Annotated in this window: 27 protein-coding genes and 2 pseudogenes; 10 read left to right on the top strand and 19 right to left on the bottom strand. The window is 49.7% G+C overall.

Features of this window, described 5'->3' with window-relative positions; all coding sequences use genetic code 11:
• Positions 1 to 282: 282 nt before the first annotated feature.
• Positions 283 to 1,311 (top strand): LacI family DNA-binding transcriptional regulator, encoded by a 1,029-nt coding sequence (locus tag WDY75_RS07755; RefSeq protein ID WP_006212129.1) that lies wholly within the window; start codon positions 283 to 285, stop codon positions 1,309 to 1,311.
• A gap of 109 nt (positions 1,312 to 1,420) precedes the next feature.
• On the opposite strand, the gene WDY75_RS07750 is transcribed toward WDY75_RS07755, so the two are convergent.
• From WDY75_RS07750 to WDY75_RS07690, 13 genes and pseudogenes are all read right to left on the bottom strand, one after another.
• On the bottom strand, positions 1,421 to 2,725 hold the full coding sequence (locus tag WDY75_RS07750) for a 6-phospho-beta-glucosidase (RefSeq protein WP_063480402.1): 1,305 nt from the start codon (positions 2,723 to 2,725) through the stop codon (positions 1,421 to 1,423).
• A complete protein-coding gene (locus WDY75_RS07745; RefSeq protein ID WP_006212132.1) occupies positions 2,710 to 3,702 on the bottom strand; it encodes an N-acetylglucosamine kinase in 993 nt (330 codons plus the stop codon). The genes WDY75_RS07750 and WDY75_RS07745 overlap by 16 nt, the downstream gene beginning before the upstream one ends.
• A 102-nt stretch (positions 3,703 to 3,804) precedes the next feature.
• Positions 3,805 to 5,472 (bottom strand): extracellular solute-binding protein, encoded by a 1,668-nt coding sequence (locus WDY75_RS07740; RefSeq protein ID WP_063480537.1) that lies wholly within the window; start codon positions 5,470 to 5,472, stop codon positions 3,805 to 3,807.
• A gap of 72 nt (positions 5,473 to 5,544) precedes the next feature.
• Positions 5,545 to 6,438 (bottom strand): carbohydrate ABC transporter permease, encoded by an 894-nt coding sequence (locus WDY75_RS07735; protein ID WP_006212133.1) that lies wholly within the window; start codon positions 6,436 to 6,438, stop codon positions 5,545 to 5,547.
• 22 nt (positions 6,439 to 6,460) lie between these two features.
• A complete protein-coding gene (locus tag WDY75_RS07730; RefSeq protein WP_006212134.1) occupies positions 6,461 to 7,414 on the bottom strand; it encodes an ABC transporter permease in 954 nt (317 codons plus the stop codon).
• A gap of 135 nt (positions 7,415 to 7,549) precedes the next feature.
• On the bottom strand, positions 7,550 to 8,428 hold the full coding sequence (locus WDY75_RS07725; RefSeq protein ID WP_006212135.1) for an AraC family transcriptional regulator: 879 nt from the start codon (positions 8,426 to 8,428) through the stop codon (positions 7,550 to 7,552).
• 189 nt (positions 8,429 to 8,617) lie between these two features.
• Positions 8,618 to 9,388 carry a beta-glucanase gene (bglS, locus tag WDY75_RS07720; protein ID WP_063480403.1) on the bottom strand — a complete coding sequence of 257 codons (771 nt, stop codon included), beginning with the start codon at positions 9,386 to 9,388 and terminating at the stop codon, positions 8,618 to 8,620.
• A 292-nt stretch (positions 9,389 to 9,680) separates the two neighbouring features.
• A complete protein-coding gene (locus WDY75_RS07715; protein WP_231888279.1) occupies positions 9,681 to 10,529 on the bottom strand; it encodes an AraC family transcriptional regulator in 849 nt (282 codons plus the stop codon).
• Positions 10,530 to 10,689: 160 nt separating this feature from the next.
• Positions 10,690 to 10,809 (bottom strand): annotated as a pseudogene (locus tag WDY75_RS07710) (aldo/keto reductase); the annotation flags it as partial.
• A 176-nt stretch (positions 10,810 to 10,985) separates the two neighbouring features.
• Positions 10,986 to 11,177 carry a hypothetical protein gene (locus WDY75_RS07705; protein ID WP_006212139.1) on the bottom strand — a complete coding sequence of 64 codons (192 nt, stop codon included), beginning with the start codon at positions 11,175 to 11,177 and terminating at the stop codon, positions 10,986 to 10,988.
• A gap of 9 nt (positions 11,178 to 11,186) precedes the next feature.
• Positions 11,187 to 11,762: a DUF4825 domain-containing protein gene (locus tag WDY75_RS07700; RefSeq protein ID WP_036643413.1), complete on the bottom strand. Its 576-nt coding sequence runs from the start codon at positions 11,760 to 11,762 to the stop codon at positions 11,187 to 11,189.
• The gene (locus tag WDY75_RS07695; protein ID WP_063480404.1) at positions 11,759 to 12,439 is read right to left on the bottom strand and encodes a permease prefix domain 1-containing protein; all 681 of its coding nucleotides are present in this window, start codon (positions 12,437 to 12,439) and stop codon (positions 11,759 to 11,761) included. Before WDY75_RS07695 ends, WDY75_RS07700 begins: the two co-directional genes overlap by 4 nt.
• Positions 12,436 to 12,792, bottom strand: coding sequence for a PadR family transcriptional regulator (locus WDY75_RS07690; protein ID WP_040680952.1), 357 nt, complete (start codon positions 12,790 to 12,792; stop codon positions 12,436 to 12,438). The genes WDY75_RS07695 and WDY75_RS07690 overlap by 4 nt, the downstream gene beginning before the upstream one ends.
• Positions 12,793 to 13,028: 236 nt before the next feature.
• On the opposite strand from WDY75_RS07690, the gene WDY75_RS07685 reads away from it, so the two are divergent.
• From WDY75_RS07685 to WDY75_RS07665, 5 genes are all read left to right on the top strand, one after another.
• A complete protein-coding gene (locus WDY75_RS07685) occupies positions 13,029 to 13,562 on the top strand; it encodes a DUF2062 domain-containing protein (RefSeq protein ID WP_036643416.1) in 534 nt (177 codons plus the stop codon).
• A gap of 188 nt (positions 13,563 to 13,750) precedes the next feature.
• Positions 13,751 to 15,208: a spore germination protein gene (locus WDY75_RS07680; RefSeq protein WP_063480405.1), complete on the top strand. Its 1,458-nt coding sequence runs from the start codon at positions 13,751 to 13,753 to the stop codon at positions 15,206 to 15,208.
• Positions 15,209 to 15,210: 2 nt separating this feature from the next.
• Positions 15,211 to 16,380, top strand: a complete 1,170-nt coding sequence (locus WDY75_RS07675) for a Ger(x)C family spore germination protein (RefSeq protein ID WP_006212146.1) — start codon at positions 15,211 to 15,213, stop codon at positions 16,378 to 16,380.
• A gap of 14 nt (positions 16,381 to 16,394) precedes the next feature.
• A complete protein-coding gene (locus tag WDY75_RS07670) occupies positions 16,395 to 16,598 on the top strand; it encodes a hypothetical protein (RefSeq protein ID WP_006212147.1) in 204 nt (67 codons plus the stop codon).
• 29 nt (positions 16,599 to 16,627) lie between these two features.
• Positions 16,628 to 17,749 (top strand): GerAB/ArcD/ProY family transporter, encoded by a 1,122-nt coding sequence (locus WDY75_RS07665; RefSeq protein ID WP_006212148.1) that lies wholly within the window; start codon positions 16,628 to 16,630, stop codon positions 17,747 to 17,749.
• 93 nt (positions 17,750 to 17,842) lie between these two features.
• Here the strand turns inward: WDY75_RS07665 and WDY75_RS07660 are convergent, their stop codons facing one another.
• From WDY75_RS07660 to WDY75_RS07650, 3 genes and pseudogenes are all read right to left on the bottom strand, one after another.
• A complete protein-coding gene (locus tag WDY75_RS07660; protein ID WP_338842023.1) occupies positions 17,843 to 18,850 on the bottom strand; it encodes an NrtA/SsuA/CpmA family ABC transporter substrate-binding protein in 1,008 nt (335 codons plus the stop codon).
• A gap of 42 nt (positions 18,851 to 18,892) precedes the next feature.
• Positions 18,893 to 19,807 (bottom strand): TauD/TfdA dioxygenase family protein, encoded by a 915-nt coding sequence (locus WDY75_RS07655; RefSeq protein ID WP_063480406.1) that lies wholly within the window; start codon positions 19,805 to 19,807, stop codon positions 18,893 to 18,895.
• A gap of 47 nt (positions 19,808 to 19,854) precedes the next feature.
• A pseudogene (locus WDY75_RS07650) lies at positions 19,855 to 19,977 on the bottom strand (taurine dioxygenase); the annotation flags it as partial.
• 367 nt (positions 19,978 to 20,344) lie between these two features.
• Here WDY75_RS07650 and WDY75_RS30715 point away from each other — a divergent pair.
• Complete coding sequence (locus WDY75_RS30715) at positions 20,345 to 20,428, top strand: putative holin-like toxin (protein WP_223260591.1); 84 nt, start codon at positions 20,345 to 20,347, stop codon at positions 20,426 to 20,428.
• 169 nt (positions 20,429 to 20,597) lie between these two features.
• On the opposite strand, the gene WDY75_RS07645 is transcribed toward WDY75_RS30715, so the two are convergent.
• Positions 20,598 to 21,458: a DUF421 domain-containing protein gene (locus WDY75_RS07645; protein WP_006212151.1), complete on the bottom strand. Its 861-nt coding sequence runs from the start codon at positions 21,456 to 21,458 to the stop codon at positions 20,598 to 20,600.
• Positions 21,459 to 21,611: 153 nt separating this feature from the next.
• Here WDY75_RS07645 and WDY75_RS07640 point away from each other — a divergent pair, with 153 nt between their 5' ends.
• The 3 genes from WDY75_RS07640 (at position 21,612) to WDY75_RS07630 (ending at position 23,669) form a co-directional block, all read left to right on the top strand.
• The gene (locus WDY75_RS07640; protein WP_006212152.1) at positions 21,612 to 21,818 is read left to right on the top strand and encodes a DUF1657 domain-containing protein; all 207 of its coding nucleotides are present in this window, start codon (positions 21,612 to 21,614) and stop codon (positions 21,816 to 21,818) included.
• Positions 21,819 to 21,979: 161 nt separating this feature from the next.
• Positions 21,980 to 22,942, top strand: a complete 963-nt coding sequence (locus tag WDY75_RS07635) for a sugar kinase (protein ID WP_063480407.1) — start codon at positions 21,980 to 21,982, stop codon at positions 22,940 to 22,942.
• A 58-nt stretch (positions 22,943 to 23,000) separates the two neighbouring features.
• Positions 23,001 to 23,669 (top strand): bifunctional 2-keto-4-hydroxyglutarate aldolase/2-keto-3-deoxy-6-phosphogluconate aldolase, encoded by a 669-nt coding sequence (locus tag WDY75_RS07630; protein ID WP_063480408.1) that lies wholly within the window; start codon positions 23,001 to 23,003, stop codon positions 23,667 to 23,669.
• Between the two features lie 51 nt (positions 23,670 to 23,720).
• Here the strand turns inward: WDY75_RS07630 and WDY75_RS07625 are convergent, their stop codons facing one another.
• Complete coding sequence (locus WDY75_RS07625; protein ID WP_006212155.1) at positions 23,721 to 24,326, bottom strand: YitT family protein; 606 nt, start codon at positions 24,324 to 24,326, stop codon at positions 23,721 to 23,723.
• Positions 24,327 to 24,451: 125 nt separating this feature from the next.
• On the bottom strand, positions 24,452 to 25,306 hold the full coding sequence (locus WDY75_RS07620; RefSeq protein ID WP_006212156.1) for an MBL fold metallo-hydrolase: 855 nt from the start codon (positions 25,304 to 25,306) through the stop codon (positions 24,452 to 24,454).
• Positions 25,307 to 25,316 lie beyond the last annotated feature (10 nt).

Raw genomic sequence — 25,316 nt, 5'->3', positions numbered from 1 at the left:
AACGTTTCCGAAATCAAATATGTCACAGTTTTGACATTCTGTCAAACCCCGCAGCCCCAAATGTATGAAAAGTCATGGACAACTTCCGATTGTGCTTACTCTTTATTTTTCAAGGCGATAAAGCTAACTGTTCTGATGAAACAATCTCGATATTCTTCGTCTTACATGAGTACCATGATTTAAGTACATTCTTAATGTTATAATATAGATATGGCTCGATTTATTCTCCAGATTACATTCAGAACAGGAAACGTTTCCGATATAGAGAGGACTTTTTCGAATATGGTGAACCCCAAAAAAGTGACAATTGAAGATGTCGCTAAAAAAGCGGGCGTCGGTATTGCCACTGTGTCCAGAGCGATCAACAACAGCAAGGGAATCAGTCCCGCAACAAAAGCACGGATCCTGCAAGTGATCGAGGAAATCGGATTTAGTCCGGATACATCAGCTCAAAGCCTGAAGGTTCGCCAGACGAATCAAATTGCCTTGGCCGTGCCGGACATCCGGAATGCCATTATCCCGGAAATCGCCTGGTCGGTCGAACAGACCGCCAAGCAGCATGGATATCGTGTCGTTCAGATCAATACAGCTGGCAACGCCCGCAACGAGCTTGAAATTGTGAGGGATATCAAGAAGCTGCACGTGGATGGTCTGATTATTATGCCGCTGGCCTATCCCAAAACACTGGGCGAGCAAATCAATAAATCCAGCCTGCCCGTCTCCATCATTAATTACGGGAAGCAGTTAGGCGAGGAGTATAAGGCCGATATTGTCGGACTTGCCCGCCAGGAGGGCAGACTTGTCATGGAGCATCTGCTGAAAATCGGACGAACCCGAATCGCCTATGCCGGAGCCCCCAAAGATAAAATCGAAGAGCGGTATTGGGCATATGAGCAGTCGCTGAAGCAGGTCGATCCGTCCCTCGTTTATTTCGGGGAGGATTTCTCATTTGAAACGGGGGTTCGTGCAGCAGACTATTTTTATGGACTGAAGCATATGCCGGACGCCATCTATGCGGTTAACGACATGGTCGCCATCGGCATTGTCAATCGCTTTAAGGAGCTGCATGTACGGATTCCCGAAGATGTGGCGGTCGTAGGCATCGATAACAACGCTTGGACAACCGTTACCAATCCGCAGATCAGTTCGGTTTCCATCATGGGGGACGAAGTTGCGCGTCTGGCTACGGAACTGCTCCTCAAGCGCCTTCGCGAGCAAAAGTCCGGCCAATACGAGCGTGTGCAATTCGAACCGCGGCTCATCGTGAGGGAATCCAGCATTTCCGTCATTCGAAACGCGACAACCGACTAGGGTTGCCGGACAATAAACAAAGCCTGGATGCGAAGTTCCAGGCTCTTTTCTTGCGAATATTTACTTCGGAGTCACATTAAGAATCCACAATTTACTGCGCACTCGCCTTCTATACCTTGAAAAACTGCGGCAAATACAAACGGTTCCGCTCCAGCATTTCATTCAGCATCCATTCCGCTTCACTTACGGAATCGATAAGGGGATGACTGCTTAGCGCGAGCAGCGCCTTCTCCCTGCTTCCCGTTACCGCCGCTTCAATGGCCAGGCTTTCGTAGGTCTTCACCGCTTGAATCAGGCCGACGGCTCCAGCGGGCACTCGCTTGATCGGAACCGGAACCGCACCATTCTTCGTGACAACGCAGTTTACTTCAATACTGGCATCCGCAGGCAAAAATTCCAGCGTATCGCCGTTCATAACGTTCAGCGTCTGAATTTCGCCGCTGTCCGTATGAATAGCCTTCATCAAATTGACAGCGGCCTCAGAGTAGTAAGCACCGCCGCGCTGCTCCAGCTGCTTCGGCTTCTCCGCAAGCTCCGGACGCTTGTAAATCTCGAACAGCTCATCCTCAAGACGCTTGACCGTCTCGGCTCTTGTCTCACCTCTGGCCGCGGCAGCCTGCTGCTCCCCGAGCATCTCACGGTGGAGATAATAATATTTCAGATAATAGGACGGAATCGCGCCGATTGCCCGAATGAGTGTATCATTCCAGGCAAGCTGCGGTACATTGCTCGCTGAATAGCTTCCTCCTGCCTCCAACAGCTCCTCCAGCTTCGACTCTCCATCAATCTCGATCCGGCTGATCCAGTGCAGATGATTTAATCCGGCAAACTCACAGTAGATGCGTTCGGCAGGCACCTGATACAGTCCAGACAGCCATTTGTAAGCGGCGATCGGGGAATTGCATAATCCGATGGAGCGGATGCTCGAATGCTTCATGATTGCTTCCGTAACCATACCGGCCGGATTCGTAAAATTAAGCAGCCAAGCGTCTGGACACAATGCCTCCATGTCCCTGCATATATCCAGGAGCACCGGGATCGTACGCAGAGCCTTCATCATGCCGCCGGCTCCGGTCGTTTCCTGCCCGAGCATTCCGTATTTTAACGGGATTTTCTCATCCCAGCCTCTTGCCTCGAGCAGCCCTACACGCATCTGGGTCGACACGTAATGCGCATCCTTGAGCGCTTCCTTGCGATCCAGGGTTAAGGAAACGTTAATCGGCAGTCCGCTTCGCTCAACCATCCGCTGGGCCAGCCCGCCAACAATGGCGAGTTTATGATGACCCACCGGTATATCCACCAACACGATATCCGTCACCGGAAACGACTCGTAATGCTGAATGAAACCTTCGATCAGCTCAGGCGTATAGGACGAGCCTCCCCCAATAACAGCCACTTTCAATCCAGTGCCCATTCCATATTCCTCCCCTTTACAGCAAGTTCGTGATGCAATCGCTCATATACGGCGGCGTCCGGTACGACGCCGTTCTCATCCATTGCGAGCAGAACGGCACCCGCAGCGGGCTCAAGGGTCAATATGCGCAATCGGCTCTTCGGTGCGGCTGCACTCACCTGGGCCTCGATATACGGAACGACATAATCCCCTTCGCCGCGGGTCAGCACACTGCCTGCCAGCACAACGTCGAAGGCATCATGGCGCATGCCCAGCTTGTGAATAACTGCACTTGCGACCTTTCCCAGCTCCAGCCCTTGCCTCGCCAGTATCTTTCTGGCGGCTTCATCTGCCGGCGCCGCCTGAAACAACAGCTTTGCCAGCGTGTGCGGCGCCCTTCTGCCCTCGTCCAAAAAGCGGTGGAACATCTCCTCCACGCTGCCGAAGCTAAGTTCATCCAGCGTGAGCGAAGTCAATGAAGTCGGCTTCTCCCGGCCTTCCCATGAACGAACGACTGTGCGAAACACCTCGACGGCCAGATCACCGCCTCCGCCGAAATCGCCGAATGCATAACCGAATCCTCCAATCTGTATCTCCTCTCCCGCCGCATTCACACCATAACCGTTCGTCCCGCTTCCGCATATAAGAACGACCCCGTCCGTCTGTCTCGTGCCGGCTCTCATCGCAATGACGGTATCGCATACGATCTGATGTTTCTTGAAACCCATGCCACTGATCATAGGCCGCAGGATGCGGAAATCTGCCTCGCGGTCGGCTCCTGCCAGCCCGAAGGAGGCACAGGTAATGCTCTCTCTTTCCAGCTCCGCCTGTGCGAGTGCTTCATCCACGGCTTGTCTTATACTTCGCTCCGCGAGGGCGGCGCCAAGCTGATGATTGCCGCAGCCGCTGATGCCCCTCCCTGCAATTCGTCCCGTTTCGTCCGCCACGACAGCCAGGGTCTTGCTTCCTCCGCCATCGACTCCCAAGTAATAGTTCAAGTATGATCTCTCCTATGCTGCCAGGCTGAGGAAGCCGTCCCGCCAAGCCTCCCGGCCGTCAACCTGGGATCCTTCAAATCAGGCGGCTTCCTGCCATGACGTTTATTTCGATACTGCCATCTTCTCTTTGTTCTCTTGCCATTTCGCTGTTTTGTACTTCAACAGCTTGTCGTAACCCGCCTTCTGTGCATCCGCCTCTGCCTTGTCCAGAAGCGAGAGCACTTCCTGATCAGAGGACGTTGAGCTAATCGCTTTTGCTCTGGCCTGCTCATATATTTCGAACACACGCTGTGCAATGATGCCTTCCTCCGAATCGCCTGCAGGATCAAGGTTGACGTATTCCGTTGTATTCATCTGCGTCTTCCAGGTAATCTCGGATTGCCAATACGTCTCAAAGTTCCGTTTCTCCGGCGGCAGCGTGGACTCGAATTTCATCTTGGAGTTGTCCACGTACACCGTGTTGCCGCTCCATTGGAAGTTGACAGTGGCATTCATCAGCTCATCGCGGCCTTTCGCATCGCTGGTGAATTTATCGGTGAAGAGCGGCATATCCTCTTCATCCGTTCCATCCCAGTACAGCCCTTCAGGCCCCCACATGATCGTACGCTGGCCTTCCGGACCTGTGAACCAGTCCAGGAACGCGAAGATCGCCTCCGGATCTTTGGCCGCTTTCGTAATGACGCTGACATTCCAGCCGAGCTGCTTGTAATCGCCCGGGTAAATTTTATTGCGATCCAGTTCCGCTTTGTGTACAGGCCATACCATAATGTAACCTGCATCCGGGTCCTGCGCTTTCAGCAGATTATTGCCCTTGGAGCCGAACTCCGTCGGGCTGGATGCCACATAAACCGCCACTTTGCCGTTCAGAATCTTCTGCTCAACCTGCTCCAGCTTCTGTGTGAAGGCGTCCTGTGTGACCAGCTTCTCACGGTACAGACGGCCCATATACTGCAGCAGCTCCCGATAGACCGGGTCCGTAAACAAGGATACGAGTTGATCCCCTTGCGGTACGGCAATCATGCTGTTGAACGTATAAGGACGATTCTCTGCGAATGCGGAAACCATGATGTCCACACCCGCGGCCGCTTGACCGACCTCCAGCGGCACAACATCCGGATATTTTGCCTTCACTTGCTTCAGATAAGCATACAGATCATCCGGCGTTTCCAGGCTTGGCGAGCCCAGCTCCTCGTAAATCTTCTTATTGACGAGATAACCGGCGTTGCCGTTGGGCTGCGTTGTATACCAGTTCGGGAACTGATACAGCTTCCCGTCCGGAGAACGAAGCAATTCGAGGGTGGACTCTCCGGCCCATTTTTTTAAGTTTGGATATTTATCCAAATAATCATCGAACGGCACCAGCATTCCCTCGGAACGCAGCTTCTCGACCTCCGCTCCCGGTTCCATCCAGATGACATCCGGCAATTCCCCGGACACAATCATGGTGCTGAGTTTGTTCTTGGCAACACCACCGGAGCTGACAGGCACGACGTTGACCTTTTTATTCTCCTGGATCCACTTCGTGGCAAGATCTGCACCCCAATCCGGCATCGTATACCAGTCATAATGGCCGTAGAATGAGAACTCGAGCGGCTTCTCCCCCAGCACAAAGGCATCCCCCGTGCTTGGTGTTTCATTGTTTTGCGAGCTTGGGCTATCACTCTTCGGGCTTGCGGTATTGCCACCTGAACCCGAGCATCCCATTAGAGCCATGACGATGACAAGTGTGACTGACAAGGCAGACAGAAGCTTCTTTTCCCCTTTTTTCATTCCCAGTGCTCCCTTCACGATTCATCTATGGTCAAAGCTGTCGCTTTAAACCCTCCTGTTGGCTGGCTTGAACTACTCCTTCAAAGAACCGATCAATACGCCCTTAACAAAATACTTCTGAACGAACGGGTATACGCAGAGGATCGGAACGGTTGCCACCATCATGGTAGCCATGGACAACGACTTGGTGGTCACGGCCTTCATTGCACTCATTCGGCCTTGCGCAGCAGCGTCCATATTCTGCATCTGCTCCATCATGATATTGGCATTGAGTATCTGCTGGAGCTTCGTCTGGATTGGCAGCAGATCCGCATTGGATATATAAATGCTGGGAGCGAACCAGTCATTCCAGTGGTATACAGCCGTAAACAGCGACAGCGTCGCAATGACCGGACCTGAGAGCGGCAGCACAATTCGGAAGAATACCCCCCAGTTCGATGAACCGTCGATATGAGCCGACTCCTCGAGTCCGGGCGGGATGCCCTTAAAGAACGTCCGGAAGATGATCATATTCCATACGCTGATGATGCCGGGTATGACCATAACCCAGAACGAGTTCATCAGACCCAGCTCCCGAATGAGCAGGTAGTTCGGAATGAGACCGCCGCTGAAATACATAGTCACGATGCACGTTACCATATAGAAGCTGCGTCCCATTAATTCACGCTTCGAAATGCCGTAGGCAAATATGGCGGTTGCCACAATGGAGAGCAGGGTGCCCGTTACCGTGCGAAACACCGAGATGATGAACCCGTCAATCAGCCGCTCATCCTTAAACACCACACGATAATTCTCAAGCGTGAATTCGCGCGGCCAGAATGTAATCCCGCCCTGCATCGTATCGGTCCCCGAGTTAAACGAGATGACGGCGGCGTTCCAGAATGGATACAGCGCAATAAATGCAAGCAAAGCCAGCGAGCCGTAGACGATGCCAACGAACAACCGATCTCCGTTCGACAGCCTCATATGAATCTCTCCCCCTTCTTCCCTACCATAGGCTGTTCCCCGATCGGCGGGCCCAGTAATTGGCCCCGGCCAGTAACACTACGCTGATGATGGCCTTGAACAGGCCTGCCGCGGTCGCGTAGGAGAATCGGCTGTTCTGAATGCCAATCCGGTACACATACGTATCCAGCACATCGCTGACATCCCGCAATACCGGATTGCCCGCCAGCAGCAAGATATCCTCAAAGCCTGCATTCAGGAAATTGCCAATGGCCAGAATCGAGAACACAACGATGATCGGCATAATGGACGGAATCGTAATGGAGAAGATCTGCTTCAATCGGCTTGCACCGTCAATCGAGGCTGCCTCATACAGTTGGGGATTGATGCCCGCGATAGCCGCTAAATACACGATGGATGAGAAACCGATCTCCTTCCACACGTTGGTCACGGTTAAGATGCTCCAGAAATATTTCGGCTCCGACAGAAAGTTAATCGGGTCGTCGATCAGATTCAGACTCTGCAGCAGGATGTTCAGGCTGCCGTTATCCGTAGACAGGATGGAGATCGCAAAGCCCGATACGATGACCCACGACAGGAAGTGAGGCAGATAGCTGATGGTCTGGACGATTCTTTTGAAGGACCGTCTCCCGACTTCGTTCAGCATCAGCGCGAGCAGAATCGGCGCCGGAAACCCGATGCACAGTTTAAGCACACTAATAACGAGGGTATTCCGCATAATGGTCCAAAACTCCGGTGCTCCGAAAAACATGTCAAAATGCTTGAAGCCCACCCAGGGACTGTTTAAAAATCCCTTGAACAAACTGTAATCCTGGAATGCCATGAGCACGCCATACATCGGAATATAACTGAAGACAAGAATGAACATCATAGCCGGAAGCACCATGAGCTGAATATCCCATTGCTTCAGGAAGCGGTGCAGTCGGCCCTTCTTTCTGTGCGGCTCTGCCTTGCGATGGATCTCGGCTTGCGGCATGGGCATCTCCCCCTTTTTGACTTTGTGTTAGATTTATTGACATAACTCTGAGATGCTTGCCACTTCATTGTATCGCCTGCACCAGGCTCATTTCTCTGCTAAAACGAGTAAAAACCAGCACTATATCACTGGTTTTTAGGAATTTTGCTTTTGTGAAGCCTTCGGCGTCATGCCGATGTGCTTTTTGAACAGCCGATTAAAATTGGTCAGCGTGCGGAAGCCGCATTCCAGGGCAACATCCATTACTTTCATATGACCTGCCTCCAGCATCATGACGGCTTGCTCCAGCCGAATATGGATGAGGTACAGCAGCGGCGGCATGCCAACCGCGCGTTTGAATATTTCGCTGAACCTGGAAGGGCTGAGGTAGACGAGTGATGCCAGCTCCTCCAGTGTCCAGGGATGCGCGAAATTTTGTTCCATGACCATGATGACCTGGCGCATCTTCTCAAGCTGGCGCTCGCTGATGCTGGGCTCGCCTCCGTTGTCCCCCACCTGCCGGCATTCCCGGTTTACGGTAGCCAGAAACTGCAGAAGAAGCGCGTAAACAACCGTAGCATAGGAACGCTGCTCCCTCTCATGCTCCTCCTGGAGCTGAAACAGAAGTGCATGCAGCTTGTCCATGGCCGGATGGTCGCGGTGGATCAGATTCGTGTAATGCTTGCCCATCTCGCGGAACGGACTGAACAGCTCCGGGTCGAACCGGAGGTTATGGATAAACCAGGTCGAATCGAACGTAATGACCGTGATGACAAGATCCTGGGTCTCATAGGCGCAGTGAAGGTCATTGGAGTTGATAAGCAGCACGTCGCCCTGCTGAAACTCAAATTTCTGCCCGTTGATGATGTAGTAGCCTGTCCCGGCTTTAATATAATTAATCTCCAGAACATTATGCCAATGAAGCTTCTGATAGGGGCTCGTCACGCCAATCGTATCGACGACAAAAATCGGATAATTCTTAGCCAATTTTACTTTTTCTTTTGGAATCGCTTCTTCCCGCATGATAGACGGCATCCTAAACCCCTCCGCAATCGTTTATTTATGTAAGCGCTGCACACATACATTGTTTGTCAAAGACTCTATCATCCACATTCCATAGTTGTAAATAAAAAAAGCTGTCCCGAATGTCATTCCTGACATGGAACAGCTTATTGACACCAAAAACTTCCGAGTTAGCGTTCATCGTCCCCCATCTGCGGAACGTTAGTTTGCCGGGGTGAATTTAATCCAATCGTAGTAAGCGCGTACCGGAGTACCCGGGTAATTGAATTTCCCCGTCCATATTTCAGCTGGCCCCGCACCTGACCATAAGTTGACCATAATATGGCCCGGGCTTGTCGGCAGCGCACCGCGCGAGCCGTTCTCCGTGTGTACCAATTGGCCGTCTACATACCACTTAATGGACGTTGGCGACCATTCGAACGCATAGTTATGAAAATCGAGGGAGGCATCAAATCCCAGGTTGATAATGGTGCTATGCTGACCTACGCCATTCGTAAAATAATTGGTTTCCATCTTCGTGGTGTCTTTCCCCAGGATTTCAATGTCGATTTCGTCGTTGGACGTAACGGTCCCTGGTCCGGAATACGTGAAGAGACTCGTGACGAGTCCCGTTCCCTTGGCTGCTTTCAGCCGCGCTTCGACCCGGCCATAGCCATACTTGACGTTTGTTGCGTACTCGGCGGAAGCATAATTTTTCCCTGAGCAGCTGGCAGGACAGCCTGCCTTGTCGAGTCGCAGAGCCATAATGCCATTCGAGAATTCCTGGTTAGCCGCTTTCCAGCCGACACCGAAATCCGGGCCATTTCCCCATCCATCGGAGGTATAGAACAGGTTAGGGTTCGTTCCATTCAGCGGTTCGTTAAAAGCCACATCTGCAGCCGACGCTTGAATAGGTAACAGCAATCCGCATAACAGGGTACCTGCCGTAAGCACGGCCGTCATGTTCCTTCTGAAATTCATTAGCATGTTCATGAACAACACCTCTTCCTTGGAATGTAATGAATAGAATACAAGTACGATGCTTCTATGCTTCCGGGAATCTTGAAGGAAAACAGGCCCCCTTTCGTTAAAATAGTTGATATGGGTATAACTTATTGGTTGTTCATCTTCATCCTACATGTAAATATTTAGTAAATCCTAGCCATTTCAATGATAATACTGCACTATTTAACGGTTATTCTCAGTCAGACATGCGAAAAAAGGCTGCCACAGGTCTCTTGATCCCCCCTGTCACAGCCTTATACAGCCACCTCAAGAAGCATATCTAGGTTGGCACCAGAACATATTGCTGCCGATAAGCCGTTGGTGACGTGTGATGGTATTTAGCGAACGCTCTCGAGAACGTATGCAGATTGGAGTATCCCAGCGAAAAAGCCGCCTCGGTGACGGATACATCCGTTTCGGTCAGCAGCGCCGCCGCCCGCTCCATCCGCAGCTTCATTAGATAATGACTTGGACTGATGCCGTGTACCCGGATGAATTCACAATAGAGATGCGTTCGGTGTACGCCCGCATGCTCGACAACATCCGTAACCGTAATGCCCTCCATGTAATGGGAATCCATATAATGCAGACTCTGCTCAAGCCAGTTCGATCTGGTCCCCTTTTTGGCCGGGGCGCCAGACAGCAGTTCAAACAGATGATACACCCATTTCTGGCGTGCAAACTCGCTGCCAAGCGTATCGTCATCCACACATTCGTAGATTTGATTTAACACCCCCGGCAGCTCTGCCTTCATCGCGTTGCGAATAAAGGGCTTATGCGGATGCAGACCAATTCGGTTCAAAGCGCTGACGGCAAACTCTCCGTTGAGTGTGACCGAATGTGTACGGAGCGGAGATTCCGGATGATGATTCGATTCCCAGTAACTGTACCTGATATGAGGGAACAAACAAAAGGCGTCCCCTTCTGACAAGGTAACCTCCTCCTCCCCATAGACCAGTGAGACCTTTCCATTTAGAACAAAATGCAGCGAATAGTTCTCCGATACCTTGGGACCAACATAATAATGGGATTTGGCAATGCTCCGACCCGTGCGGAGGATCCATATTCCGCTCTTTCTCTCCATATCTGAAGGAATGCAGTACTTCATGTCGACATACTCAAAGGCCATTTCCTTCACCTGATATCCCTCCCGTCACAAAAAATGTTTCCTATGATGCGGAGCCCTGGCAAGACTCCATGGCCTTCATCTATGGAAAAACAACAAAGAGGCACAGCGCCACCTGCCGTGCCTCCAGTGATCTGGTCGACAAACCTCGGTTTATGATCCCGAGTACCTGATCCAAAACGGCAGCCGAGGCCCTTTCATCGATCCGTCGTCCGAACGCCATGGTCCCGAGACTAACCTCCGACACTTTCACTCCCGTTCTGCCAAACGTCCTGTACTGCATAGTTACAGCCTCCTTGTATTGTCTGGTATACAAAAACAACCGGAGACACACCTTGGATCATGATGATCCAAGGATGCATCTCCGGTTGTCCGGTAGATGAAGAATTCCTTAATTATATTATTTCCGATATGTTAAGTAGGATTATAGCATCGTCTATTTTTGTCGTCAATTATTTTTCATGTTGGATTCTCGGCCAGATCAATCTGGGATGTCTCCTTACCGTCCGCTCCAAAGACAATTCCCGCAAACACCAGCGCTGCTGGAGAAGCGGTACAACACGCTCCATGAACGGCTAAGGTCCGCCTCAAACGCAAAGGAGCCATAATGTTGAATCCATCATAAGCTCCTCTGCCCCTCAACTCACTCATCCGATCTCTTTACAATGCTTCCTGCTGCTCGACCAGCTTCTCTACGTAATCGCTGACATACTCTGCATCCTGCAGACGAGATTGCACCTCCGTCTTCCACGTCTTAGCATCCCTTAATGAAGCAAGACTTTCCGTGCTGCCATACCATGTCTCTACTTTATCCCTGGAAATGCTGAAGACTTGGTCCTCGAATGCGAAAATCAGCTTCTCCAGATTATCAATCATCACAAAATTTGCAGTGGAGTTATACAGGAGAAACTCCTTCAGCTTCTCCTCCTTCAGAGCTCCAGCAACTGCTTGAAAACGCAGCTCTGCCGTCTGTTCCTCCGGGTACAGCTGGAAGGTGCGCCCGATCTCGCGCAACGGAAGCGAAGCATTCAGATTTATGAAATTCCCTGCATTCCCCATATAGGGACTGGCAAAACTTAATGAATTACGAATATCATGCGTCATCGGATCATTCTGTTCTGCTTCGTACTGGATGGCCTGGGCATGCGCCCGAGGCTTGATATATCCTTCCAGCGCAATCATGCCCCCTATGCCAATAAGCAGCAATACAATGATCAGCATATTCTTTCTACTCATTGCTCATTCACCTCATGTTTAATCGTCAGCTTACAGGCTTTATGGATCAGCAGTGGAATGAAAATCGACGTTAATGGAATCGCATATTGCAGAACAGTAACGTAAAAAGAATACGGGCCGTCTATCCGCAATTCCCTTCCAAACCATACATCACTTCCGAATTGCATCGCAAAGGAATAAGCCGAAACCACGATGACAAAAATCCCCCACAGTCCCCACGCTGCCTTGCTCCATTTGAACAGCTTGCCTGCGTTAATGACCGCCGTCTGCTTCTCATATACTTTCAAATTTCGTGACATGGAGAGATAAACCACCCCACTCAGCACAACAAGACAAAGCAGTAATCCATTCACCGCTATACCACTCGGCAGAATACGGGCAGGGATGCTTGCAATCCAGGCCAGCAAGGAATAAATCAAGGCGCTCTGAACCAAATCGTAACGGTAGCGGTAGCGGTATATCTTCTGATTATCGTCAATTAAGAACTCAATATCCTCAATGTTGTCAATAGCCAGGCTGATAGCTGATTGATAATTCATACCATTCTCCATGTAATCTGTCACCCGTGCCTCTAAATTGCTGAGAACCTCATTCTTCAGCTCTACAACCTCTTTGGTTCTACGTTGATTCGCAAATAGGCGGTCGACAAAGATCTCAAGATCATGCCGGTTTGTCATTGCTGTCTCAGCTCCCTTCCGTTACCGATCAGAACATCGATTACTTCCCGTGCAGCCTTCCACTCTTCCTGATTTTGTGTTAAACGCTCCTGTCCATCCTGACTAAGATTGTAATATTTACGCCTTCCCCCCTGGGTTTCTTCCCCCCAATAGGAACGTATCAAGCCCTGCTTCTCCAGCCTTCTCAGACTGGAATACAAGGTGGGTTCCTTGAGCTCAAACCGGTTCCCGCTTCGCAATAAGATTTCCTTGATGATCTGATAGCCGTAATTATCTCCGTCCAACAACACGCACAGAATAAATGTATCAATATTTCCTCGTATCAAATCACTGTTATGTAATGACTCCATCAAGCTCCTGAACCTCCCACTGGCGGAATAGGTATAGTATAACGCATATTACTATGTGTGTCAAAGTAATATTCCACACATGTATATAGACGGAATGAATGCTCTACAGATTGACGATTTACAAGCACCTGCTATATAATTCATGAAAGTTCTTCCTATTATAAATAGAATCCATTCCATGCTATATATGATATCGAAACACTTCTTTATCGTATCAGTATCTGCAGGAGGAGACGGTTGTGCTTCTTAAATACATTCGACGACTGAAATACTATATACTCCGAACCCTCCGCATGCAAAATAGCGATCATCGGATTGCCCTCGGCTTTGCCGTTGGCTTCTTTCCTTGCTGGTATCCAACTTTTGGCATTGATCTGCTGCTGGCCCCGCTGCTCGCTCGTCTGGTACGGGGTAATATCCCCTCGGCCTTCCTTGCAGCCACGGCCGGGTCCGTTCTATGGCCCATCCTGTTCTATTTAAACTACAGAGTCGGGGTCTTGGTGCATCTGTTCACCACATTTCCCAAAACATTTGAAATTGAAGATGCCCTTACGGTTCCGGTACCTGAAACGGATTATATTATCGAGACCGATCATTTTGGCAGATTAGGGCATATGGGTGTTAACTTCCTTGTAGGTGCCCTCATCAACAGCGTCCTGTCTACGTTGATCCTCTATATTCTGCTGCGCATCATGCTCTCGGTTTACCGCAAACCCCTGCTTCAGAAAATCAAGCAATCCATCCGAAAAGGTAAATCCAAAATTATAAGATGAACCCTTCATGTATAAGCGCCCGGAACTCCACTCCGGCGCTTTTTTATATAGAAATCCCCTTGTTTGTGCCTTGACCAAATCCAGCCCCCTTGACAAATTCTCTGGAAATTTCGGTATAAGTTGCTAAGAGTACGGCATTCTAAAGAGGATGAGCCTTCACTACTTACCAGCAAGGGAGGAAAGAACGGATGAAATCGAAAGTACAGGACGAACTCCTTCTTAACGTCAAGAACCGTCTTGAGAATTGCGAAGATGTCATCTATCAATCCTTACGCATCCATGGATCGACATGCACCATCATCTATATTGAATCGATTGTGGACATCAGCACCTTGCACGAACATATTGTTAAACCCCTTATCAAGGAAGCCGCGCAGGTACAGCATAATTTCGATAACTTCATTGACTGTATGGATCGCGGAGATACACTTTCGGTTCCGTTTGAGCGCTCAGCCTCGGCCGAGTACATTGCCAACATGATTGTAGAAGGCAGAGCCGTACTGATTGTCGAGAGGCTGACCGAGAGCTATTTGTTTGATATTGTTTTGTATCAGAAACGAGCGGTTTCGGAATCGCAGAACGAACTGGTGGTGAATGGCCCGCAGGAAGCTTTTATTGAAGATATCGGCACGAACTTATCGCTGCTGCGGCACAAAATCAAGCATACCGATTTAAAAACCATCCGTTATCAAATCGGCGATTACTCAAAGACAGCCGTATATATGGTATACGTGGACGGTTTATGCAAACCCGAAATCGTATCCCAGGTAGATCGTCAGTTGAAAAGCATATCCATTGATGGGACTTTCGGGATCAGCACCTTGTCGGAGCAGATGAAAGAAGGCGTAAAATCCCCCTTCCCGCAGTTTCAATATACGGAACGACCGGATTCCGTAGCTGCCTCCCTGCTTGAAGGAAGAGTTGGCATCATGCAGGACGGGACACCCTCGGCACTCATCGTGCCCGTGACGCTGTTTTCGCTGCTGCAGTCGTCTGAGGACTACTACCACAGCTTCTTCTCTTCCAGCTGGATACGGATTATCCGGTTCATGTTCGCCGTTATATCATTGCTAATGCCCTCTCTGTATGTCGCGATCACGACGTTTCAGCCATCCATCATACCAACCGATCTGCTGATTACCATTGCGGCATCCCGTGAGAATATCCCGTTCTCCGCGCTGGCCGAAGCGCTGATCATGGAACTGACGTTTGAAGCGCTGCGAGAAGCCGGAACACGGATTCCCAAGCCTGTTGGACAGACCATATCCATTATCGGCGCCATCGTCATTGGACAAGCTGCGGTTGAAGCAGGTATCGTATCCAATCCGATGGTCATCGTGGTATCGATAACGGGCATCGCTTCTTATATTATCCCGCACTTCGAGCTTGGGCTAGCATTTCGCTTGCTGCGCTTTCCGATACTGATTCTTGGGGGAACCCTCGGCCTCATCGGTGTATTTGCCGCCGCCTTTCTCGTGTATGGACACATGGCTTCGCTGAAGTCGTTTAACACGCCGTATCTGCAGCCAGTGGCGCCACTCGTAATATCCGAATGGAAGGATACCTTCTTGCGGGCACCATCCATGCTGATGAAGAACAGGCCAAAGGCCTATGCATCATCCAACAATTTAAGGAGACGAAAGTGAGCATGCCTCTACTCAAATTGTTCAAAATTCTGCTTCCCCTCATTCTGCTGACAGGCTGCGGCTTCAGCCTGTCCAAGGTTGAAATCAATGAACAAACCTTCGTATTTGCCATGTACATCAATGAGGGCAAGCAAAAGGGAACCGTTGAGGTGACCATCAGCGCCCCCCTGCCGAACCGTCTCACATCCGGTCGACAAGCGGGAGGACATGGCGGTGGAGATCCTTATGCCATGGTAACCAAAACGTCCACCACCGTGCAGGATACCCTGCATCTTATTCAACGGGATCTCTCCCGCCGGTTTGACTTCAGTCACACCAAAGTGGTTGTCGTTGGCAAAAGTTATGCCGAGGCGGGACTTGAGGATCTGATGGACTGGCTTCAGCGGGAACCAACAACAAACCTGCGTACATACTTAATGGTTGCACCCGGCGATGCTAAAAAAGTCGCGGAGCTGACACCGGTGTTTGAGCAAATGCCTTCCGAAGTGCTCATCCGGTTTGCTACTCAACATAACATGATCAATACAACCTTGAAGGATTGCCTGTATGCTGAATCCGCTAACCAGGGATATGCCTTGACCTATTTGGCAGCGCAAAAAAAACCGATGGTGGCCGACCAGGAAAAGCTGGAGCCCTGGACCGGGATTCAAGGCACAGCCATTTTTCATAACCACAAGCTTCTCACCACACTCCCCATGCAGGAGTCCTTGGCTGTCAGTTGGGCCGTAAACGAAGTGAAAGGGCCGCTGTATACCGTTTCCTGGGATGAAGGAGCCGGAAGAGCCAGCGTATTTCTCATCTCGACAAACTCCAAGAAATCCGTCCGCATGGTCTCTGGTCATCCGGTATTCACGATTAAGCTGCTGGGAATCGGAGATGTCATCTACAAGCGGAACCAGAAGCAGTTGGACACGTTGGAAGCCAAACGAATTATCGAGCGAGAGCTCAATGACATGGTCAAAAGCGAATTGCAAAAAGCGCTCAGGACTTCGCAAAGGGTGGGCTCCGATATTCTGCAGTTAGGCATGCTGGTAGACTGGAACTATCCTGACCATTGGGAAAAGGTTCGCTCCGAATGGGCGAATTACTACAAGAACGAGGTTGAGATCCAGGTCGTCACGGACATTCGGGTCCGCAACTTCGGTACAACGCTCAAAATGAAACCGAAATAAGGAGGCACGTCCGAATGCTGGCACTCTTATTCTTAGCTTATGCCCTGGTTGAATGGTTCATTGCGAAGAATAAAGTAAAAGCCCCCCGTGAAAAATGGACGATGCTTGTTCTTATTGCGGCCTTTACGACCTGGAACGTAATCGCCCTCTATTTTCACGAATGGCTAACCCCAAACCATCTGATCATCTGGTTATTTGGCTGGCTTGATAAGTTATAAGAAAAAACGGAAAGGATGTAAGAATCCTCATGCGTAATACTCCCTGGCAGCTGTTCCGATTCGGATTTGTTTATCTCAACGCCATACCCACTGGCTTTCTGATCAGTCCCATACTGTGGAATTCAGCCTATTTAGGTTGGGCTTCCATACTGGGGGGCTATGCCTTGAGTTTGATTCTGCTGTGGTTTACCGTAAAGGTCGGGCTCTGGGATCCGCATAAGCCATGGCTCGACTTCGGCAGCCAGCTGGTTAGCAAGTGGATTCACTTTCCGATTGTTTTCCTGGTAATGTTCTGGGCCATTAATTATATCGGGATGGATATAGAAGGTTTCACGTTATTCTTTGACACCAATTACATGCGTGAAACCCCGCAATGGTTTGTCCTCCTTATCGTGGGCCTGGTCGTAACCATATCCGCACGCTGGGGCCTGGAAACCATGATCTATATATCCGATGGGTTGTTTATCGTGATTGTGATTGCCATTGTGTTTATGAATATGTTTTTCTTCAAGGAAGCTCATTTCGATATGGCCATTGCGATGGTCAGACATCACAATTACGGATCAACGATTAAGGATGCCCTGTTCTGCCTCTCCTTTTTTGCGGAATGGATCGTATTCCTCTTTCTCGCGCCCTACCTCAAGTTTGATCGAAGATCGTTTCGAAACCTGGCGGCAGCCGGGCTGCTGGTAACCATCGGCATGCTGCTCCAATGGGCATCCACGCTGTTGAATTTCGGCCCTTATCTGGGCCGTGAGCTTCAGTATCCGCTCGTTGAATTAATGCGGGCAGCCAGTGGATTCCTCGGAAATTCGGATCCGCTGATGATCGGTCTGTGGAGCAGCTCCATGTTCCTGCACAGCGCTTTTTTAATCCATATCAGTGCAAGATGTCTTGCCAAGCTGTTTCAATTAAACCATATGGACGGTCCCTTGATTGCCATCATCGGGGGAACCGCTATCGTAATCGCATATCAGTATTCGCAGAATCCGATCCGATTTATGGGGGATTTCAATTCCTTCGGGATGGCGGTGTTCTTTATTTTGATGGAGTTCATCCCCATTTTCTACTGGATAGCCTCCCTGTTTCGCAGACGTGGGCATAAACATAAGGCTAGACAGAAGCCCAGACAGAAACAAAAGCCTGCTTAAAACTACTGCTCGACAATCCGTAGTCCCTGCTTGGCAATGAAACATAAAAGAGAGCGGCAATCATGCCGCTCTCTCCTTCCTTAATATGACCTGTCAAGGCCCCAGCCTCTCTATATACGAGTTATCAACATACTTTTCATATTGAATCGGCTGTTTCAGGAATCCGCTTGCCTCCAAAATCTCGACCGAAGCCTGCTGGGTTGCAATAGCATCCCGCGTGATCGGTGTAAGCTCCGCATTTTGGTTGCTGAATACCTCCTTCAGGATTTCGACCGGTATCTTCTTCTCATCGGCAAACATCTGGGCCATTTCATCCAAATGCTCATTCTGCCAGACAATCGCCTCCTTATACACCCGAAGGAACTCCGTCACAAGCTCCGGGTGCTCCTTCGCAAAATCGGTACGTGCAATCAGCGCGACCGGCGCGAGAATTCCCTGTTCGGGACCCGCCACAATAGCAGCTGTTTTTTGCCGTGTCAGCTGAGTCGTAAACGGATCAATAGCAACCCATGCATCTACTTTCCCCGTAGTGAAAGCGGGCAGTGCGTCGGTAAACTGTAAATTGACAATCTCCAGATCCTGCTCGGATAATCCATACTTGGCTAATACCTTCAGAAGATACACATGGGAGGTCGTCCCTTTGGCTAGGGCAATTCTTCTGCCCTTCAGATCCTCCACACGCTGCACCGGCGAATTCGCTGGCACCAGTATGGCATTCAGTCTCGTTCCATTACTGATCAATCCAATATTAACAAAAGGAAGGCCTGCGGATTGGCCTTGCAGAGCTGCTCCGTCACCAAGAAGTGAAATATCCACTCGATCGGCTGCCAGTGACTCCAGCAGCGGCGGACCGCTCTGGAATTCGCTCCATTTCACGGTTGCGTGATGAGCCTTGAAGCTCTCTTCAAGCCAGCCCTTCTCCTTGATGACCGTAAATAAATTGGTTCCCCCATTAATCGCCAGCTGGACAACGATCGGTTCCTTCTCCCCCTCCCCCGCCTCCGAGGCTTTGCTGCTGCACCCTGTTGCAAATATCAGCAGTGTCAGCATGAATAAGAGGACTATCATGAACTTAAAGTGTGATGACTTCATCAGGACCATGGCTGCTTCTCTCCTTGTTTATATCCAGCTGGACGTTTGCTTCTACTGAGCCTGGATGTTAGGCGTTTTCAGATAGGTCTTGCTCTGCCGGCCGTCCACGCTGTACGGCACTTCTCCGGCAAGCGTAACGCGGCGAACGATGCGGTGCTGTTCACCATAGTCATTAACAGCGATATGCTGGGTCGAGCGATTATCCCAGATGGCTACATCCCCTGCTGCCCAGTGCCAACGCACCGTATTTTCCAGGCTGGTGATGTGGCCTTGAAACAGCTCATATAATCGGGACGATTCCGCTGCGGATACTCCAAGCAATCGCTTGACAAAACTCCCTAGTAGAAGCGATTTCTCCCCGGTCTCCGGGTGAACGCGAACGATGGGGTGCTCGGTCTCATAGACGGTGGATGCAAATGTGCGCTGATACTCCTTCACGCTGTCCTCCGAGGCTTCCGGACGTCTTGCGGCATAATCATACAGATTCGTGTGAACCGCCCACAGCTTCTCTGCCAGCTCCTTCAGCTCTTTCGGCAGACTGTCATAGGCAGCTGCGGTATTGGACCATACGGTATCTCCACCGGAAGAAGGCACTACGACTGAACGAAGTACAGAAATGCTTGGATATGCATCGATAAATGTAATATCCGTGTGCCATGCATTGGCGCGTCCGCCATGATGCGAATCGATCTCCAAGATATAACGGCTTCCCTCTTTGGTCTTCACCGTAGGATGTGCGAAGGGCTCACCGAGCAGATCCGCGAAGACTTCTTGTCCCTCATCATCCAGATGCTGTTGATTTCGGAAGAACAGCACCTTGTGTTTAAGAAGGGCCGCTCGAATAGACTGGACCGCAGCCTGATCCAGATCTCCACCCAGTGTGATCCCCTTCACTTCGGCTCCAACGCGGCCGCCAATTGGCCGTACCTCTAATGTATCTGTTTCTTGTTTAACCCCAATACTCATAGACTCTGCACTCCTTATTTATAGTTTTCATTCCATGAAACACGATTTTAATAAGGCCGGTCGCCGATAATCGATACCCGCTCAGCCACCCTGCGGTTCGGATAATAGTCATTTACAGCATAGTGCTGAGTCGAACGGTTGTCCCAGAACGCGTATGAGCATCCACTCCATTCATCAAATTTTATAATTCTCATGTGAATAGTAGGTATTTAGGGAATAAAAAAAGATCCAACGGTTTAGCTGATTTGCTAAATCCGTTGAATCTCCGGAGGCCCAGTCGATTCCCGAATACCCTTTATTCGAATGAACTACTGAATTTCACGTCTTGTTGTTGTGTATTTGATAATATATTCCCATCCAATACATGTCAACCATTTTCTGAGAAGATCTGTTTTCAGCTTTATTATCAAAGTTTCCAACAAAAAACCAAATTTTGTGAAAGCGCTTCCTACAAAAGGTTCTTTTATTGTAAGCAATTGGCATATTATATAGTACAGTAGACCAGCTGGCAAGGGTGGCATCTAGGAGGTGATAGGCATGGGCGTGAATGAGGCATTGGCTTTGATGATTTCGTTCGCCACTCTGGTCGTTTCGATCCTTGCTTTCCATAATAAGAAATAGACCCGTCCCTTGTACAGATGAATCTATTTCTTACGTCTGGTTGGAGCAAGCAATCATCCGCCCTGCATGCAACAGTCCGCTGTATCAGGAGTCGGCGGCAACCGGCTCCTTTTGTGATACACAAAATATCCTATTCCGATTTTTACGCAAATATGACTCTGGGATGCAACTAAGTATTAAGAATCGGCGTCACTTGAGCTAAAATCTGCTCGATCTGCTTGGAACTCTCTTCATACATTTTTTTCGCCTTTTTACTTTTGGTACTAAGGCTGAACAGCTCTAAATCTGCTTGGCATTTTTTTAAATTTGCATACAACAGCTTGCGCTCCTCATTCTGGGGAACCTGAATCTGATCGTCATACAAATCCACGGTAAGTGTGCCGTACGTATCAACCTGGGCAAAATAAACATCCTTCAACTTGGCTCCTATTTTATCCAGCTCATCCAGCAGCCAATTCTGGCCAAAACCCATAACTCGCAGGGGCTCATCCATGATATTCCCGTCCATAACAACAACCTGCGGCGGTTTCTCCGGAGCCACCGTAATGCCTAAATGCTTAGGGGTTAACGGGAGATTCTCCCGCTTCTGCAGGATATTGATCTCCCCACTGGATTCCATAATGGCAAACTCCACATCAGCCAGTTGAAAAATATCTTTTTTTCGAAGCTGCTGCATGATCTCATCAGTGGACAGGCGCTCTTTTTTCATATTTTCCTCAAGAATCTTTCCACCCTGTATGAGCACGGTTGGTTTAAAGTCTATGAAATCACGTGCCTTCTTGCTCTTGATCTGCAAAAACTCGATAGCAAGAGAGCATAAGACCCATACCCCCAACGCAATCAGCCCCAAATACCAGTTCGTATTTAAATCCATGGATATGTAGGCAGCCAAGCTACCAATGGTAATCCCGGTCAAATATTCGAAAAAAGACAATTGTGTGACCTGACGTTTTCCAAGCAATTTTGTCATCAGAAACAGCACAATTACGGCACATAATGTACGAAGTACAATTTCAAGCCATTGCGGCATAAATGACCCTCCTCCATCTTTTTGTTCAATGATCACCTTATAGATTATTGTCAAATTTACGCATAGAAATTACACCATTATTTTCCTGTTCCCCCATCATGCATGATCTGAGAGAAAATGAGTACATTATGATGCATGAAAGGAGTGATAAAAATGACTGTAGCATCCGATGTAAAAACATGTCTCTCATCCTTGAAAAGCGCTCAGGCCAGCCTTGAGCAATTTGCGTTGTCTACACAAGACCAAAATGCTAAAACTCTGTTTACCACTGCCGCACAACAGACACAACAAGTCGTAGACCAAGTGGCACAGCGAGTCCAGCAGCTTGAACAGGAAGAGCCTCAGTATAAAGGCTTCTAATATTCGTTGCACTTTTGTTCTAACTGCGAGTAAAACCCAAGTTCGCCTCCTATCATTCCCTGGTAGGAGGTTATTTATATTGTGTGAATTGTTATTGAGTTATGCTCTACATCAGGGTAAAGTGGTAATAACAAAAGGCGGACTACAAGGAGGTATATTCTATGAAGAATGGTACGCAGTCCATGGATGTCATCACATTCGGCGAGTCCATGGGATTGTTATATCCGGAAGGCACACGGGGAATTGGTCAAGGCGGAAGTTTGGCGCAATCCTTCGGCGGAGCCGAGAGCAATCTGGCCATTGGCCTGGCCAGGCTAGGCTGCTGCAGCGGCTGGTTTGGTCAACTGGGCAGCGATCCGCTCGGAACCGGTATTTTGAAAACGCTTCGCGGAGAAGGGGTCGATGTTTCACGCGCCAGGCAAACCGATGCCGCGCCGACCGGCCTTATGCTAAGACAGAATGTACGCGGTCAGTCCTCCGTGTACTACTACCGCAAAGGCTCAGCGGCCAGTCAAATGACGCCGGATCTCGTGGATTCCGAATACATAGCTAATGCCCGTATTCTTCATTTCACCGGCATTACGGCAGCGCTGAGCAGCAGCTGCCTGGATACGATTCGGCATGTGATTTCTGTGTGCAAGGAGCATGGCGTTCTGATCAGCTTCGATCCCAACCTAAGGCTCAAGTTATGGAATATAGAGAAAGCCCGCCCTGTTCTACTGGAGCTTGCCGGAGCCTGCGATTATTTCCTCCCCGGCTACGATGAATGCAAGCTTTTATTTGAAACCGAGGATGAGCAGGTCATCATCAACCGTCTGCGGCAGCTGCCTGGAATGTCCATTATCAAGAGTTTCAACGGAAACAACGTAATGGTTCACCAGGATGTAACCTACTCCCTGCCGTTTGAACACGTAGAGCAAGTGGTGGATACCGTGGGGGCAGGCGATGGTTTCTGTGCCGGTTTCCTTGCCGGTATTGCCAAAGGCTGGACACCGGAAGAGGCTTTATCCCTGGGTGGCTTAACCGGCTCGCTGGTTATCCAAGCTCCCGGTGATTGGGAAGCGCTTCCGACATGGGATGAGGTTCAGCAGCGGCGCGGCCATTCGGCTCATATCGAGCGCTAGACCTTTTCATAAGCTATAATCCCTAATTCATTCATCATACGACAAGGAGCTGTGTAGCATGAAAAAACTAAGACTGATTGAACAGATTCATCAAGCCGGTGTTGTAGCTGTCTTGCGCGGAGATTCTCCAGAAGAAGTAGTGGAAATCGCCAAGCGTGCCATTGAAGGCGGCATTAAAGTGATCGAGGTCACGATGACCGTACCTTTTGCTACGGAAGCCATTACAACGCTATCCAAAATGTACTCTTCCAAGGATCCGCAAGCTGATGATTATGCCATCATCGGTGCCGGCACCGTCCTCGATTCCGAAACGGCCCGAATCACCATACTGGCTGGCGCTGAGTTCGTTGTGTCCCCAAGCCTCGACCGGGATACCATTATGCTCTGCAATCGCTACCGGATACCGGTCATGCCGGGCGCTGTCACCGTTCATGATATGATCGCCGCGCTAGAGCTCGGTGTCGATGTCATTAAACTCTTCCCGGGGAACCTGTACTCTCCATCGGTTATTCCATCCATGAAGGGCCCGCTTCCGCAAGCCAACATTATGCCGACCGGCGGCGTGAACCTGGACAACCTTCACGAATGGATTAAGGCCGGAGCCTTTGCTGTCGGAATCGGATCCGATCTGACCAAGGACGCACTCAAGAGCGGGGATTATAACCTCATTACGGAGAAGGCGCGCGCTTACATTAATGCCTTCAAAAAAGCCCACTTCCCGTCATAATTTCATTATCATGACAGCAGGCCTAACAAGAATCAATTCTTGTTAGGCCTGTTATTTATTTCGTTTTCTCCTCGCCCACCGCCGCTGCGTACACATCCCTGTGGTAAAGCCGCCCGAGATAATCGTCAGCACGGAATAAACGAATGTACTTCCAGACAGCAGGAGTCCGCCTACCCCAATGATGATGGCATCCATTAGCAGAATAATGACCCCTACATTAAGCGGCAGGTACCTTGCCAAGAAATGTGCCAGCAGATCCGTTCCCCCTGTGCTTGCATTGTTTCTCAGCATCAATCCAAGGCCAGTCCCAATTAGCGCCCCGCCAATGGCTGCACTAAAGATCACATTCGGGGCAAATAATTGCAAAAAATCAGCTCGCAGTGGTGATAGCAGGTCAATGACAAAAGAAGAGATCAGCATGCCTGACAAACTATTGTAAAATATTTCACGATTTAGTATCCAGGCTGCAATAAACATGGGGATACTGCACAGAATGATGACAAATCCAATATGTAGATCAAACACATAGTTGGCAATTAACGCAATGCCGATGACTCCACCGTCCAGAACTTTATGCGGGACAAGGAAAAAGTTCGTCCCCATCGCGATCAGAAAGCTGCCGATCACGATTATGACATGTTTTCGAAATGACACCATTTCCGACATCTCCATCTATAAGGGCATGTCTAATTCATATGCTTGTCATTCCGAAAAATTGCGAACTCGTTGTCCCACATTTGAAAAAAAATTCCACTCCAACATTTCTGATGCTTGGAAGATGCCTAACCTTTTACATAAAACATGCGTTCTGTTCTTGCCATTACCTTGGTTTTCATATAGGGATAATTCTCATAGCAGTAATCAACAAAGTAACCCGGTTTCTCCCCATTCCAAGGGAAAATATCGTAGTGCATCGGAATGGTCAGCTCGAAATCCGACGCTGCTGCAAGCTCGGCTGCCTCCCGGAAGCCCATATTCCCTACAATTCCGTCCTTCCGGCGGAACGCATCTCCCCCGTTGATCGGCACCATACCGATATCAATCGAATGTGCCTGCAGCCTCTCGACCAAGCCTGGATATACTACGGTATCTCCCGCATGGTAGATGAGAACGCCCTGGATATCCATCAAATATCCGACAAAACGATGTCCGTACACTTCGTCTTCATCCAAGGTTTCATGGGCAGCGGGAATCGCCATCAGGCGTACACCGTCGAGCTGCTGCCACTCATCGCATACCGCTGCAACCAGCCTTTCAGGCGCTACACCAGCCCCCTGCATCGCTTCATGACATCGAGCCGGTGCAACAAACCATGTGTCCGGGTTCTGCCTGGCTATCACCGAGATGGTGGCAAGATCCATATGATCATCATGCTCATGGGTAATCAGCACGATATTCGCGTTCCGAATATGCTCCGGCTGCAGCGGCGCGGGAAATGCTCGCTGGAATCCGCCCCTGCGCTCAAGTTCATCCGACATATAAGGATCAATGTAAATGACGACCTCGCCACCCTTGATGACAACGCTCTCTTGTCCCAGAAACCAAACCGCCGCCATCCCGTAAGAGGTGGAAGTCTGATTGATTTCCTCTATGATTTGTTCCGGGCTCCTATCCTTACCTTGTCCAAGCTCCTTCATCCCTCGATCT

This window comes from Paenibacillus glucanolyticus, from assembly GCF_037333485.1.
GTDB classification, from domain to species: Bacteria; Bacillota; Bacilli; order Paenibacillales; family Paenibacillaceae; genus Paenibacillus_AQ; species Paenibacillus_AQ glucanolyticus.
Note: the sequence above shows the minus strand (reverse complement) of the source record. Positions and strands in the feature narration are given on the sequence as shown.